Genomic DNA, 13,655 nt, shown 5'->3' on the forward strand with positions numbered 1-13,655 from the left:
AAGCGCGGGACGGATGCGTCGGTCGATCGCTTGTGGGGTCGCTGGGGCTGGCGTGCATGCGATGCCGGACGCCGAGGGCGCCGAAGACGCCGAGGATGTCGAGGTGATCGTCCACGGATACGGCCCCGTCGTCCTGGGGCCGGGTGCCAGGTCAGTCGCCTTCGAAGACCGGGTTCTTGCTGGAGACCTCACGCGCGATCGCCAGGTGTCCGCCGAGCAGGCCGGCTCCCGACGCCACGGTGGCACCCGCCAGTCCCCAGGCCACGCCCGCTGTCCAGTGACCGCGCCGGCGGGCGCGCCAGGACGCGAAGTAGCACGTCGACGCGACGATGTTGCCGATCGCGTGGACGGTCGCCGTGCGCCGGTCGCGGTCGGTGCGCAGTCCGGCGAACTCCGCCCACCCCGTGAGCGCGGTCGGCAGCGCGCTGGCGACACCGAGACCCGTCAGCATGCGCGCGGCGGGCCGGGCGGACCGTCCGCCCAGCAGGTCGAGCACGTTCGCCGACGTCCAGAAGCCGATCGGGAGATCGGTCATCAGCGGGTGGAGTGCGTGGCCGAGCCAGTGGCCTTGGAGCACGTGGCGACGCATCGGGTCGGCGACCACGGCGTCGGCAAGCGGCTGCAGCGCGTGCGCGAGGCCGTCGAGCGACGTGGCGCCCTCGATCTGCTGGGTCAGTCGGACGACGGGGGTCGCCATGGCTCTGCCCTCCTGGAGGTCGGCGGGTGGTTCTCGGGTGGTCGGATGGTCACCGGGTGGTCATCCGGTGGGGCCGACCCGGTTCCCGAAGGGCGTCGTCGGTGAACCTCACGCCGGCAGGAGGGATACGGCGTCACCTCTCGAGACCGTCCGGACACCGGCCCGACCCGGTCGATGATGTCGCGCAGGCACGGCCGCAGGAGGGTGTCACCGGTGACATAGACGCGGAACGGCGCGCCGTTCTCGTCGCGCGCCTCCACCACCGAGCCCATGACGGGCGGCAGCAGCGCCCGTGCATACGACGGGGCGTGCTCGCCCGGCACCGACGTCACGCTGAGCCCGTCGGCGACGTGGGTGGTCTGCCAGGTGCGCATCCCCTGCGAGGCGTGGAATCCCCAACGGCCGAGCTTGCGGCTCGCCGCAGGCGTCGTCAGCACCGGGAGGTCGTGACCCAGCCGCTCGCGTGCGACCGGGTCGAAGTGGTCGCCGTGGAGGTGGGAGAGAACGATCCCGTCCAGCGCCGGCAGGTTGTCGGGCTGCCGCGCGGGCTCGGTCCGGCGCTTCGAGAAGAGGCCGTTGCCCAGGTAGGCGCGCTTGCCACGCGGCCGGAAGTCGGGGTCGGTCAGCAGGGTGTGCGAGCCGAGTCGCAACAGCGTGGTCGCCGTTCCGATGAACTCGAGGGTGGCATCCATCCGGGACCGGTGTCACACCAGCGGCTGCACGATTCCTCCTCGTGCTTCCGCCCAGCGGCCGGTGGGAACCTGACCGCTATGACCGACCCGCTCGAGGTCTACCGGCGCAAGCGCGACTTCGCGCGCACGAGCGAGCCGCGCGGCGCCGTGGCGGGGCCGGGGGAGGGCCGGCGGTTCGTCGTGCAGCGACATCGGGCGCGGCGCCTGCACTACGACCTGCGCTTCGAGATCGACGGCGTCCTGGTCAGCTGGGCGGTGCCGAAGGGTCCGACGCTCGACCCGGCAGCGCGGCGGCTCGCCGTCCACGTGGAGGACCATCCGATCGAGTACCTCACCTTTGAAGGCGTCATCCCGCACGGCGAGTACGGCGGTGGCGACGTGATCGTCTGGGACATCGGGACGTGGGAGCCGGTGCACACCGACGACCCGGGTGCCGCCGTCCGCGGCGGCGAGCTGCACGCCGAGGTGCACGGCGAGAAGCTGCGCGGCCGGCTCGTCCTCGTGCGCCGCGACGAGCGGAGCTGGATGCTCCTGCACAAGCACGACGAGCACGCCGTCGACGGCTGGGACCCCGAGGAGCACCCGCGGTCGGTCACCAGCGGTCGCACCAACGAGGAGGTGAAGGCCGACCCGGACCGGTGGTGGCGCTCGGACGCTCCCGTGGCCGAGGCGAGCGTCTCGCTCCTGCCGGAGCCGCTGCCGGACGAGGCGATCGACGCGTTGGGCGACCTCGGCAGGCAGGGCACGTGGGACGTCTTCGGCCGGACGCTGAAGGTCACGAACCTCGACAAGGTGCTCTTCCCGGGCCTGCCCGGCGAGCCGCCGATCACCAAGCGGGAGCTGCTCGCCTACACCGCGCGCATCGCACCGGTCGCACTGCCCTACCTGCGCGGCCGGGCACTCAATCTGCGCCGCTACCCGGACGGCGCCGATCATCCGGGCTTCTGGCACAAGCAGCGTCCGTCGCATGCGCCCGCGTGGGTCGGCGCGTGGGACAACCCCGAGGCCGACGAGGGCGAGACGTCGACGTACGTCGTCGCCGACGAGCCGGCCGCGCTGGTCTGGGCGGCCAACTTCGGCGCTCTTGAGTGGCATCCGTGGACGTCGTGCACGTCCGCGCCCCACGAGCCGACGTACGCCTTGATCGACCTCGACCCGGGGGAGCGCACCAGCTGGGACGACCTGCTGGCCCTCGCACGCCTGCACCGCACTGCCCTGGAGCACCTGGGCATCATCGCTCGGCCCAAGGTGACGGGCCGCCGAGGGATCCAGATCTGGATCCCGATCGTGGCCGGGTACACCTTCGACGACACCCGAGCCTGGGTCGAGAAGCTGTCCCGCACGGTCGGCAAGGTCGTCCCCGAGCTGGTGAGCTGGAAGTGGGAGGTCAAGGCACGCGGCGGGCTGGCGCGGCTGGACTACACGCAGAACGCGATCAACAAGACGCTCGTCGGTCCCTATTCGCCGCGACCCGCGCCCGGGGCGCCCGTCTCGGTCCCCCTCGGCTGGGACGAGCTCGACGACCCGGACCTGCGCCCGGACCGCTGGACCAGCCGCACCGTCCTCGACCGTCTCGCCGAGCGTCGCGATCCCTTCCGCGTGCTACTCGGTGCGGCGCAGAGACTGCCTGAGATCACGTAGCCCCGATCACCGCGGTCACCTCGCCGAGTCAGCGGCCGGTCGGGGCACCCAGGGGACCGGGAGCGTGCGTTGGGCCAGGTCGGCGAGCAACCGCTTCAGGCCGCCCTCCGCCACGATGCGCCGCTGGCGCTCCACCTCGGTCTCGCCGGTGAGCGCAGCCGTCACGACCTCCAGCGGGTCGGCCGAGCCGTCCTTGTCCAAGCTGGCGCGAGCCTCGTCGATCGCCTCCAGCGCGATGGCGCGCAACGGCCGCATCTGCCCGTCCACGTCGACGATCCGGGCGTCCAGGCCGTAGCGCGCGGCCCGGAAGTCGTTCTCCCGGGCCACGGCCGCCGGCAGGTCCACGCTCGGAGGCGCCTCGACGGCATGACGGACGAGGCCCTGGGCCAGCGCCGCGATGCCGGCCGCGAGGTCGAGCGAGGAGAGCGCGTCCATCACGCGCAGCTCGACCGTGCCGAGACGGGGCTGCGGCCGCAGGTCCCACCACAGATAGCTGGAGTCGGGCGCCTCCGCCGCCGCGATCTCGTCCTCGGCCAGCGCGACGTACTCCTCGAAGCTGTGGAAGATCGGCGGCACGCCGACGCGCGGGTAGGACCACATGATCGCGGCTCGTGACGACGCGAGCCCGGAGTCACGGCCGTGCCAGAAGGGTGAGCCCGCAGCCAGGCCCCGGAACATCGCCAGCCGGTTGCGCAGACCGCGGAACGCCGAGACGAGAGCCGACGTGTCGGGCACGCCGACGTGGACCTGGAAGGCCGAGGTGGGCGTGCGGAAGATGCCGGCGAACTCGGCGCCGAGGACGTCGTAGCGCGCCGAGTGCGTGATGTGCACGTCGCCGAAGGCGCCGGCCGGGTGGACGGCGATCGCCATCGGCCGCTCTCCCTCGGCGACCACCCTCTCGCGCGCCCTCGCCAGGCTGCGGACTAGCACGTCGGCGGTCGGCGCGACCGGTGTGTCGAACTCGACCTGGCACCGGTAGACCTCCGCGCTGGGCCGCGCCTCCTCGCTCGAGCGCGGCGCCACCCGCTGGATCAGCGCCTCGGCGGTGTCGGTCAGCATCCCGTCGGCGTCGACGAGGAGGAGCTCCTCCTCGGCGCCGAGGGTGAACTCGCCTCCCGGCTGGAACGGCGGCACCGGTGAGGTGAGGCTGACGTGGCGGCTCATCGACCCTCCGTTCCGAGTGAGCGGCGACCGCGCCAGGGCGTGGTCGCTCAGGGGATCGGTCGCTGTTCGCGACGCCGTGCACTCCTGCGACATGAGCCACCTCATGACAGGTCGAGGTCCGACGCCGCTGCCAACGTCTGCTGTGACGGTACCCCGCGCAGGTGCGCTCGGACACCCCCCGATTCGGAGGTTGCGTCGGTCACGGCGCACGGCCGCGGACGCAGCTGCGCGGCTGCGGCCGGGCTTCGCCATGCCGATGGTGGGGGGCCGATTGTGCGGGGGCGATGCCCGGTCTACCGTTCCAGGGATGGGACATGGGCTGCCCAGCCCGCTGAGCGGGCTGCTCGTCCTCGCGCTGGTCATGTTCGGTCCGAGCGCCGTCGTCGGCTGTGTGCTCTACTGGCGCGCCCTTGTCCGGTTCGCCGGGAGGGTGGCCGCGCGCGTGGTCCGTCGTCGTCGCCCCGCGAGCCCGCCTCCGGTGCAGGTCGGGCAGCCGATCGAGCGGATCGCCCACCACGCCCGGCGCCTGCGCATCGAGCTCGCGACGGTCCCGTCCGGCACGCCGATGGCGCGGCGGGTCGGTCTGTCGCACGCGTACGACGACGTGCTCCTCGACGCGTGCCGCGCTCTCGACGTCCCTGACACGCTCAGCGGCATGGCTCCCGGGCTCGACCGCGAGTGTGAGCGGCTCCATGTCGAGCAGGTGCTGCAGGAGGCCGGGTTCGTCGTCTTGTGAAGTTCACCGTGACCCAGAGGTCACGCTCGACTTCACAAGACGGACGATCTCAGCTCGATGGTGCGTCAGGTGTGCTGATGGTCGAGTATGGGAACGGCATGACGTCGGCTGGTGCCTCACCGCGACACGTGGGGGGCGGTGAGTCGCCAGCCGACGCCGTCTCGCGATCCCTCGACGAGGTTCTCGTGGTCAGCCGGTGAGCGTTTCCTCCATCCACCCCACCATCCGCTTGAGCCCCTCCTCGACGCTCATGGTCGGCACCCAGCCGAGTGCCCGGTGGGCGAAGCCGAGGTCGAGGAGGGTCGCCTTCGCGTCATCCTCCGGCAGCTCCACATGTCGGATCGGCGAGCGCGACCCGGCGAGCTCGATGATCATCCGGGCGAGCTCGAGCAGGGTCGTCTGCGTGTCGTTGCCGAGGTTGACCGGTCCCCGCTCGCCCGAGCGAGCCAGCCGGACCAGGCCGTCGACAGCGTCCTCCACCCAGCACAGCGACCGCGTCTGCGACCCGTCGCCGGGCACGGTGAGCGGGTCCCCGCTGAGCGCCTGTGTGAGGAAGGTCGGCACGACCCAGCCGTCCTCGAAGCTCATCCGCGGGCCGTAGGTGCCGAAGATCCGGGCGATCGAGACGTCGACCCCGTGCGCCCGGTGAAAGGCCATCGTGGTGGCCTCGGCGAACCTCATGCCCTCGTCGTCGACGCCGCGCCGGGCGATCCGGTCGACGTCGCGCACGCCGGTGGCGTCGCGCAGCGCCTCGGCCTCGTCGCGCTCCTGCTGCGGGTAGCGGTGCGGATAGAGGCGCGGGTCGCCGTTCACGTTGCACATCGACGCCAGGACGAACCGCGCCCGGTGCCGTTCGGCAAGCTCCAGCGCATGCATCGTGCCGGCGCTCGCCACCGTGAGCGTCTCCAACGGCAGGCGGCGGTCGTGCCCGGGCGAAGCCGAGACGAGGTTCATGACGAGGTCCACGTCGCCGGGGTCGGGGACGCCCTGGCTCACGTCGGCTTCGACGAGCGTGAAGCCAGGACGATCGACCAGGTGCTGGACCTTGTCGCGCGACCCCGTCACCAACGGGTCCACGCACCAGACCGACGCACCCTCGTCGAGCAGTCGCTCGCAGAGCCAGGATCCGACGAAGCCGGCCCCGCCAATGACAAGGGCGACGCGTTCGGTCAGGTCGGTCATTCAGACCGCCTTCGAGAGGGCGTCCTTCACCCGGTCGACCATGGAGGCGAACGGCCCGACGAGCTTCTGCTTCGTCGACCCTGGGTCCGCGTTGGGGTGCGGGTGGGTCGGTGCGAACGCCTCGGCCGCCTTGATCCGGGCGTGCTGCTCCAGCAGCACCCGGATGACGTCGCCCTCGGGCAGCTCGGCCGCCTTGGCGCGGTCCTCGGCTGCATCGCCCATGAAAGGTCTCCTCCGCATCACCTGTCCGGCCCCGCGCCGGACCCGGATCGGTACCCATCCCCGGCCGAGACACGAGCGTTCGCGCCTTTCGGTCGCGGCATGTCACCCCCATGCGCCGGGTATCGGTCCGCATGACCCAGAGCAGCCGCACCGAGGGTGACCGTCACGGCTTCGACGTCGCGCTTCTCGACATCGACGGGACGCTGCTGGACTCGACGTACCACCACGCGCTGGCGTGGGCCCGTGCCTTCGCCGGCGCGGGCAATCCCGTGCCGGTCTGGAAGCTGCATCGCCACATCGGCATGGGCGGCGACCGGCTGATCCCCGCCGTCACGTCGGACGAGGTGGCCCAGCGGCTCGGCGACGAGCTCACCGAGCGGCACACCAAGGCCTATGACGAGCTGATCGACGAGACCGGTCTGCTGCCGGGCGCGCGCGACCTCCTCGACGGCCTGCGCGCCGCCGGTCTGGAGGTCGTGCTGGCCAGCTCGTCGCAGCCTCAGCACGCGCGCCACGCGCTGGAGCTGCTCCGGGCCGACGAGCGCACCGATGCCTGGACGACCAGCGAGGACGCCTCGGAGTCCAAGCCCGACCCCGAGCTCCTCGAGGCCGCCTTGGACAGAGTCGGCGGATCGCGGGCGGTGATGATCGGCGACGCGACCTGGGACGTGTACGCCGCCGCCGAGGCCGGCATCCCCACCATCGGCCTGCTCTCGGGCGGCTTCGGCGAAGCAGAGCTGCGCGAGGCCGGCGCCGTCGCTGTGTACGCCGACCCCGCCGCCCTTCTCGACTCCCTCGATGAGGCTCTTCGGCTGGCGGCCGAGTCCGACTGAGCGCTCGTCGGGTCAGCGGCTCGGTCAGGCGCGTAGGTTAGGCGCCGAGGTCAGCCGGTCGCTCCAGGCCGAGTCCGATCTTCGATGAGGCGCGCGGCCCGGCGCAGGTCGGACGCGATCGCGACGGGCGCGAGCGCCCGGAGGGTGAGCCCGACCGGCAGCCACACCGGCGTGCTGCTGACCTCCACCGACCCGGTCAGCCGCGTGCGGGTCGGAGGCTGCGGGGCCTCGGGCGGACTCTGATGCTCGGCCGGCTCGGGGGCGAAGCGGAGCGAGAGAACCGCGCGAACTCCCCGCCATGCGCCGACCTCGGCCCACACGCCGGTGCCGTCGGGGGAGAGCCGCATGGCGGTGATCTCCATGCGAGGGCTCGCGCCGACGGCCGTGCGATCGACCCACCGGGTGCCGATCCCGAGCGGCCCGTCGTCGAGCATGTCGACCGAGCGCAGGCTCGACTGCCACTCGGGGCGGCGCCGCGGATCCGACAGGTAGTCGAAGACCGCTCGCGGCGGCGCCTCGACCCTCATCGTGAATCGTCTCATCGCACCCCTCCCGTCAACCGGCGCAGTCACAAGCCGCGCGTCAGACGCCTAGCTCGACCCCTTGGGCGTCGGGCAGGCCGTCCCGCGCCGGAGCGCGTAGGGCGCGGTGATCCGGTAGACGCCCGCGCTCGGCGCGTCGAGGACGACCCAGTCGTCCTCGGGCGGCCCCGGCACGCGCAGCACCGAGAGGCACCCAGCAAGGTTCTCCTTCATCGTCTGCGGAGGCGCGATGGCCTGGCCCGAGGAGTCCACGAGGGTGAGCCAGGGCGAGGTCGGGATGCGCAGCCACACCTTCGCCGCATAGCCCACCCGGACAGTCACCTGGGCCGCGTCGAAGGAGACCAGCTGTCCGGGCGGGTCGACGAGAGGTCGCGGGTCCTCGACGGCGAACACCCGCCACGACTCGTTGGACCACACGGGCCGCAGATAGGGCAGTCCGCCCTGGACGAGCGCCGCCTCGGCGACCGCGGCGTTGTCGGGCCGACCGGGGGTGAGCACGACGTAGCGCACCGCCCAGCGGTCGAGCCAGGCGCGGTAGGCGTCGGCGGTCAAGGGCACCTTGCGGTCGTAGAAGAGCGGGTTGCGCTCGGCGTCGGCCTGGCGGTTCCAGCCGCGGGCGAGGTTGAAGTACGGCGCGAGGGCGGCTGCGTCGCGGTGGGACTTGGGCGGCACGACCTCGACCCGGCCGAGGCTCGCGTCGGTCTTCTTGAGGTGGCGCACCAAGGCGTGGATGTCCGCCGACCAGGCGGCGTCGGGGGCCGTCGTGACGACGTCGGTGGTCGCGACGGCGACCTGCCAGATGCCGGAGGTGACGGCGCCGACCAGGAGGAGGACGAAGGTCCGCCGGCGCAGCTGGCTCGAGGTCGCCGCCGCGACGAGGAGGACCCCGGCGAAGATGAGGGCGAGCCGGGTGACGTTGCTGCCGACGGGCGAGGGGATGAGCCAGACGAGGATCACGCCGGCGGTGTAGACGGCAGCGCCCAGACGGACCGCTCGCCACCCGCGCGGCGCGAGCGCGAAGACCCCGAGCCCCAGCGCGACGGGCAGGATGATCGAGCCCCAGTCGATCGGCTGGTGGCCCGAGAAGGGGAAGACGAGGGTGCTCAGCCCGACGACGACGATGGGAGGGACCCCGAGAGCGTACGCCGCGGGCCGACGCCGTCCCAGCCACAGCGCGGCCGCGACGACCTCGAGGAAGAGACCGGCGACGGGGGAGCCGGCCGTCGCGAGCGCGGCCAGCAGGACCGTGAGCGCGCCACGGGGAACGCGCCTGCGCCACTCGTCGGTGCGCCACTCCTCGGGCCAGGCGAAGACGACCGTCAGCGCCGCCAGCCCGAACATCATGCCGAGACCGAAGGTGACCCGCCCGGAGATCGCGTTGCCGACGAGCGAGACGGCGCCGACCAACGCCGGCACGAGCGGACGCTCGACGGCCCGGCTGCGCACGATCAGCAGCGCCAGCAGCGCCGAGGAGATCGCCCCGACGGCCACCATGGTGGTGCGCACGCCGATCGCCGCCATGACGAAGGGACTGATGAGGCTGTAGGAGGCGGCGTGCATGCCGCCGTACCACGACAGGTTGTAGGCGCTGCCCGGATGCTGCCGCGCGAACTCCGCCCAGGCGTCCTGCGCCGCGATGTCGCCGCCGCTGTTGGCCAGCAGCAGCCACCACAGCACGTGCAGCACCAGGCCGACGACGAAGGAGGCGGCGACGGGATGCGCCGCGAGCAAGCGCAGCCGGGAACGGCGGTTCTGCGTGTGGAGCGCAGGCCGCGCGGACTCGGCGAGCGCCGTCACGCGCGTCCCGGCCGCACGAGCACGTGCCCGATCCCGACGGCAAGGGCGGCGATCACGAGCCCGGCCAGGTCATCGAGGGTGAAGTGCCAGCCCCAGTAGACGGTGGAGACCATGATCGCGACGAGGTAGACCGCCATCGCCGAGCCCAGCCACTTGTGCCCGTAGTAGAAGGCCATGAAGCACACGAGGGCCGTGAACCCGGTGTGCAGGCTCGCGAAGGCCGAGATGCTGACGAACGACGACGGCGCGGTGGGGTCGGCGAGGAACTCCTGCCGCTGCAGCAGGTAGTCCGCCCAGGTCCGCGTGATGGCGGTGTGCGGGAGGGTCGTGAAGTCCTGCGGCGCGCTCGCGAACGGGCCGAGGCTCGGGATCGCGTAGTAGCTGACCGTCCCGAGGATCCAGGTCCACATCGCCGCGACGAGGAAGACGTAGCCGCGCCGGATCGTCCGGCTGAAGACGAGCGCGGCGACGACGGAGAACGCCGTCAGGTAGGTGAACGACCGGTAGACGGCCATCAGGACGTAGGCCGCCGTGTGGGTGCCGAGCAGCTCGTGGAGCAGCACGGCCGGACTCTCACCGAAGATGCGCTGGTCGACCGACAGGAGCCAGTCGTCGCGAGGCGTGTTGAAGGTGTCCCAGCTCTTCAGGTTGCGGTAGCAGAAGTAGACGAGGTGGTAGGCCAGCAGACCACTGAGGACGAGGAGGAGCCGCTCGGCCGACCACCGTTGGCGCAGCACGCTCCGGATGTTCCGCTCACCGCGAGGTGCGCGCCACCACCGCCACGCGGCGTCGGCGAGGAGCGCGACGACGAGGCCGCTGAGCGAGGAGGCGACCTTGCCGGTGAACATGCGGCCACCGGGGTCCTTGAAGCCGACGCCGACGTGCTGCGACCAGGCGACGGCGACCACGCCGAAGACGAGGACGGTCAGCCACACCCCGATGAGGTAGCCGTAGCCGGACGGCTCGCCAGTCGGTCCGTCCGCGTGCGCCTTCTCGAGCTCGACGACGGTCGTCGGTTCGTCGGAGGGGATGCTGGCCACCAGGGCATGGTACGGCCCGGGCTGCCGGACCCCTGCATGCGCGACGGCTCGCCGAGAGCGCTCGTCGTCGTCCTGCCGATCCCGTTCGGGTCCCGATCCGGGACGGTTCAGCTCTCGGCGCTGTCCGTGGCGCCGCTGAAGAGGTCGAAGGTCACCGGCTCGCGCGGACCGGTGATGAGGTGCCCCACGCGGTCATGGAGCGTGCCGCCCCGCGCCGCGCTCGGCTCCCAGGTCCCGGCCGAGACCAGACCGGCATCGTCCTCGGGGGGAGCATCGGTCGCCTCGGCTTCCCAGCGGATCAGCAGGTGGCGCCGTTCGACCAACGCCTGTGCACGGTCGAGCAGGTAGCGCGGGATCGTGGTGACCGAGTCGGGAAGGCTCAGCTCCACGTCATCGGGGTCGAAGGTGGTGCCCATGCGCTCGGCGCGGTTGAGCAGGACTTCCAGCCGCTCCAGGGCGGCCTCCCACTCGCGCGCTGACAGGGCCTCGTTGTCGGACATTCGCGCTTGCTCTCCTGTCTCGACGTCGCCCCGAATGCGACGGTATGGGTACGGCGCCAACGGGGATGGCGGCCGGCGGGGCAGGTTCGGACCGGATGATCATGGCGGGCTCCGAGGGCTCCCTCAGCCTGCTGCGTCGAGTCGGCTGGGCATATGGTGCGGCGGCCGTCGGACGGTGTCGGAGCGTCGACCCACAGGCGCCTTGGGGGAGGAGGCCTGAGCGTGCCGAGCCTCCACCGCAGCGAAGTAGGCCTCGCGACGGCGGCTCGCGCAGCCGCCCGGCTTGCCGACGGGCCGCACCATGCTCGGCTCGAGCGCATGGTTGAGCGCGTCGCGGAGAAGGACGAGCGCCTCAGCCCGCATCTGCGAGATCCGGGAGTCGGTCACGCCGAGCTCCGCCGCGATCTCGGTCATGGGACGCTCGGCGAAGAAGTAGTCCTGCACGACGATGCGCAGCCGCTCGGGCAGCTCGGCGACCGCCTCGACCAGGTAGGTGAGCTTCTCGTGGTGCTCGACGATCTGCTCCGGGCTGGGCGCGCGAGCCGGCAGCAGCTCGTCGAGGGAGGACGCCGTCGCTGCCTGGAGCGAGAGCACCTGCGCCCGGTTGACGTCGTCGTCGTTGGCGACCACCTCCTCGACCGACATCCCCAGGGCGGTGGCCACCTCGGCCAGCGTCGGCGTGCGGCCGAGGGCGTGCGAGAGATGGGTCCTGGTCTCCTCCAGGTCGCGGGCACGGCGGCGCACCGAGCGGGAGGCCCAGTCGACGCTGCGCAGCTCATCGAGCACGGCACCACGGATGCGGGTGGCGGCATACCGCTCGAAGGGCACGCCGCGCTCCGGGTCGTAGGCCTGCGCGGCCTGCACGAGAGCGGTGAGGCCGGCGGACGTCAGATCGTCGCGAACGACGTGGGATGGCACTCGCCCCATGGTCTCGCGGACGATGTGTCCCACCAGCGGCATGGTGCTGGTGACGAGATCCTCGGCGCGGGGGTCGCCGTGGTGGTCGGTCACGAGAAGGACTGTGGCAAGGTTGTTGCCAAGATGCTTCCGTTACGCGTCAAAATCCGTCGAACGCACGACGAATTAGGGCCCTAGTCCTAGTTCTGGACCGCCTGTCAAGACACCCGAACGGACTACTTGAGGACTATTGGCCTCAAAGTCAAACGTCGGGCAACAGGTGCCCCACAAGCCCTCATCTTGTGCTCGGTCCGAGCGATGAGAGGTGGTGCGGGCCGTTCCCTCGGGTCGCGGAGACGGCGGAAGGGGCGGCGTGGAGGAGTTGTCGCTGGTTCTCTGGCGTGAGCGGGAGCTGCTCGAGCTGCTCGCCTACAGGCTCGGGATCGAGCGCCTCGTGGTCGACATCGGCAACACACGGTGGGTCGACCGGGCGAGCCGCGACGTCGAGGACGTGCTGACCACGCTGCGGAGCATCGAGATCCTCCGCTCGATCGCAGCCGGTGAGGCCGCGCGGACACTCGGTCTCGACTCCGACCCGAGCCTCGCGAGGCTCGCCATGTGCGCCGAGGAGCCGTGGCGGACGATCCTGCTCGACCATCGTGACGCCTTCCTGGCGCTCACCCGCCAGATCGCGGAGATCTCGGAGGGCGACGGGCTGGCCATGCCGGCCTATGGCGCGGGGCATCAGACCTTCCTCGCGGTCCACGGCACAGCCGAGGGCGTCAGCGACAGCGGCACGGCGGTGACGCAACCCGCCCTTCACCTCGTCGACCCTGGCCTCTGACCTCGGCGGCTCCCGCGGTCCCTTCCGTGTCGAGCCCGCCCGATCGGAGCGTCGCTGATCGGGCAGGAGGTCAGTAGGCGGGCTCGGCGACCGGGCGTGGCGACACGGCGTCGTTCTGGCCCCCCTCGCCGCGCAGCTTGAGCGCGAGCACGGCGGCCTGGGTGCGGTGCTGGACGCCGAGGCGGGCCAGGAGTCCCGTCACGTGGTTCTTGACCGTCTTCTCGGCGAGGAAGAGGCGCTCGGCGATCTGGCGGTTGGTCAGCCCCTCGGCGATGAGGAAGAGGATCTTGCTCTGCTGTGGGGTCAGGTCGGTGAGCAGGTCGAGGGAGCGGCGGTGGAACTGCACCTGCTCGACGACGCGCGCCGCGACGGCCGGGTCGATGAGGCTGTGGCCGCTCGCGACGAGGCGCACGCCGCTGACCAGCGAGCTGCCCTCGATCTGCTTGAGCACGTAGCCCGCGGCGCCGGCCAGGATGGCGGCCGAGATGGCGCTGTCGTCGTCGTAGGTCGTGAGGATGAGGCCCTTGATGCTCGGGTCGACGGCGCGCACCTCTCGGCACACGTCGATGCCGGAGCCGTCGGGCAGGTTGGCGTCGAGGACGCAGACGTCCGGGCGCGCGGCCAGGATCGCCTCCATCGCCTGGGCGGCGGTCGCTGCCTCGCCGACGACCTCGATGTCGCCCTCGGACTCCAGCAGGTTCTTCACTCCTCGTCGCACGATCTCATGGTCGTCGACGAGGAACACGCGGATATGGCCACCCATGGCTCCCGATTGTGGTGACCGGAGAACTCCTCCGCAGCCAAATCGTGGAGACCGTCCCAGGATCCCCCGAACGGCTGCACACCTAGCCCGAAGTGACTACCGCGG

Annotated in this window: 15 protein-coding genes; 4 read left to right on the plus strand and 11 right to left on the minus strand. The window is 71.6% G+C overall.

Features of this window, described 5'->3' with window-relative positions; all coding sequences use genetic code 11:
- Window positions 1-151: 151 nt before the first annotated feature.
- Window positions 152-697, minus strand: coding sequence for a DUF2231 domain-containing protein (locus ACYQ1K_RS04185; RefSeq protein ID WP_459981551.1), 546 nt, complete (start codon window positions 695-697; stop codon window positions 152-154).
- Entirely contained in the window at window positions 673-1,389 is a 717-nt protein-coding gene (locus ACYQ1K_RS04190; RefSeq protein ID WP_459981552.1) for an MBL fold metallo-hydrolase, read from the minus strand. Before ACYQ1K_RS04190 ends, ACYQ1K_RS04185 begins: the two co-directional genes overlap by 25 nt.
- A gap of 78 nt (window positions 1,390-1,467) precedes the next feature.
- Between ACYQ1K_RS04190 and ACYQ1K_RS04195 the strand changes: the two genes are divergently transcribed.
- The gene (locus ACYQ1K_RS04195; protein WP_459981553.1) at window positions 1,468-3,030 is read left to right on the plus strand and encodes a DNA polymerase domain-containing protein; all 1,563 of its coding nucleotides are present in this window, start codon (window positions 1,468-1,470) and stop codon (window positions 3,028-3,030) included.
- A 15-nt stretch (window positions 3,031-3,045) separates the two neighbouring features.
- On the opposite strand, the gene ACYQ1K_RS04200 is transcribed toward ACYQ1K_RS04195, so the two are convergent.
- Window positions 3,046-4,194 carry a carboxylate-amine ligase gene (locus ACYQ1K_RS04200; RefSeq protein WP_459981554.1) on the minus strand — a complete coding sequence of 383 codons (1,149 nt, stop codon included), beginning with the start codon at window positions 4,192-4,194 and terminating at the stop codon, window positions 3,046-3,048.
- Window positions 4,195-4,501: 307 nt separating this feature from the next.
- On the opposite strand from ACYQ1K_RS04200, the gene ACYQ1K_RS04205 reads away from it, so the two are divergent.
- Entirely contained in the window at window positions 4,502-4,930 is a 429-nt protein-coding gene (locus ACYQ1K_RS04205; RefSeq protein ID WP_459981555.1) for a hypothetical protein, read from the plus strand.
- A 189-nt stretch (window positions 4,931-5,119) separates the two neighbouring features.
- Here the strand turns inward: ACYQ1K_RS04205 and ACYQ1K_RS04210 are convergent, their stop codons facing one another.
- Window positions 5,120-6,112: an NAD-dependent epimerase/dehydratase family protein gene (locus tag ACYQ1K_RS04210; RefSeq protein WP_459981556.1), complete on the minus strand. Its 993-nt coding sequence runs from the start codon at window positions 6,110-6,112 to the stop codon at window positions 5,120-5,122.
- Window positions 6,113-6,334, minus strand: a complete 222-nt coding sequence (locus tag ACYQ1K_RS04215; protein WP_459981557.1) for a hypothetical protein — start codon at window positions 6,332-6,334, stop codon at window positions 6,113-6,115.
- A gap of 131 nt (window positions 6,335-6,465) precedes the next feature.
- Between ACYQ1K_RS04215 and ACYQ1K_RS04220 the strand changes: the two genes are divergently transcribed.
- Window positions 6,466-7,167, plus strand: a complete 702-nt coding sequence (locus ACYQ1K_RS04220) for an HAD family hydrolase (protein ID WP_459981558.1) — start codon at window positions 6,466-6,468, stop codon at window positions 7,165-7,167.
- A gap of 50 nt (window positions 7,168-7,217) precedes the next feature.
- On the opposite strand, the gene ACYQ1K_RS04225 is transcribed toward ACYQ1K_RS04220, so the two are convergent.
- The 5 genes from ACYQ1K_RS04225 to ACYQ1K_RS04245 form a co-directional block, all read right to left on the minus strand.
- A complete protein-coding gene (locus tag ACYQ1K_RS04225) occupies window positions 7,218-7,709 on the minus strand; it encodes an SRPBCC family protein (RefSeq protein WP_459981559.1) in 492 nt (163 codons plus the stop codon).
- 48 nt (window positions 7,710-7,757) lie between these two features.
- The gene (locus tag ACYQ1K_RS04230; RefSeq protein ID WP_459981560.1) at window positions 7,758-9,506 is read right to left on the minus strand and encodes an MFS transporter; all 1,749 of its coding nucleotides are present in this window, start codon (window positions 9,504-9,506) and stop codon (window positions 7,758-7,760) included.
- Window positions 9,503-10,546 (minus strand): phosphatase PAP2 family protein, encoded by a 1,044-nt coding sequence (locus ACYQ1K_RS04235; protein WP_459981561.1) that lies wholly within the window; start codon window positions 10,544-10,546, stop codon window positions 9,503-9,505. The genes ACYQ1K_RS04230 and ACYQ1K_RS04235 overlap by 4 nt, the downstream gene beginning before the upstream one ends.
- A 107-nt stretch (window positions 10,547-10,653) precedes the next feature.
- Window positions 10,654-11,046 (minus strand): hypothetical protein, encoded by a 393-nt coding sequence (locus ACYQ1K_RS04240; protein WP_459981562.1) that lies wholly within the window; start codon window positions 11,044-11,046, stop codon window positions 10,654-10,656.
- 123 nt (window positions 11,047-11,169) lie between these two features.
- Window positions 11,170-12,057: a sigma-70 family RNA polymerase sigma factor gene (locus tag ACYQ1K_RS04245; RefSeq protein WP_459981563.1), complete on the minus strand. Its 888-nt coding sequence runs from the start codon at window positions 12,055-12,057 to the stop codon at window positions 11,170-11,172.
- 259 nt (window positions 12,058-12,316) lie between these two features.
- Here ACYQ1K_RS04245 and ACYQ1K_RS04250 point away from each other — a divergent pair, with 259 nt between their 5' ends.
- Entirely contained in the window at window positions 12,317-12,787 is a 471-nt protein-coding gene (locus tag ACYQ1K_RS04250) for a flagellar protein FlgN (protein WP_459981564.1), read from the plus strand.
- Between the two features lie 70 nt (window positions 12,788-12,857).
- On the opposite strand, the gene ACYQ1K_RS04255 is transcribed toward ACYQ1K_RS04250, so the two are convergent.
- Window positions 12,858-13,550: a response regulator gene (locus ACYQ1K_RS04255; RefSeq protein ID WP_459981565.1), complete on the minus strand. Its 693-nt coding sequence runs from the start codon at window positions 13,548-13,550 to the stop codon at window positions 12,858-12,860.
- Between the last annotated feature and the right edge of the window lie 105 nt (window positions 13,551-13,655).

The sequence above is a fragment of the Nocardioides sp. AN3 genome (genome assembly GCF_054653495.1).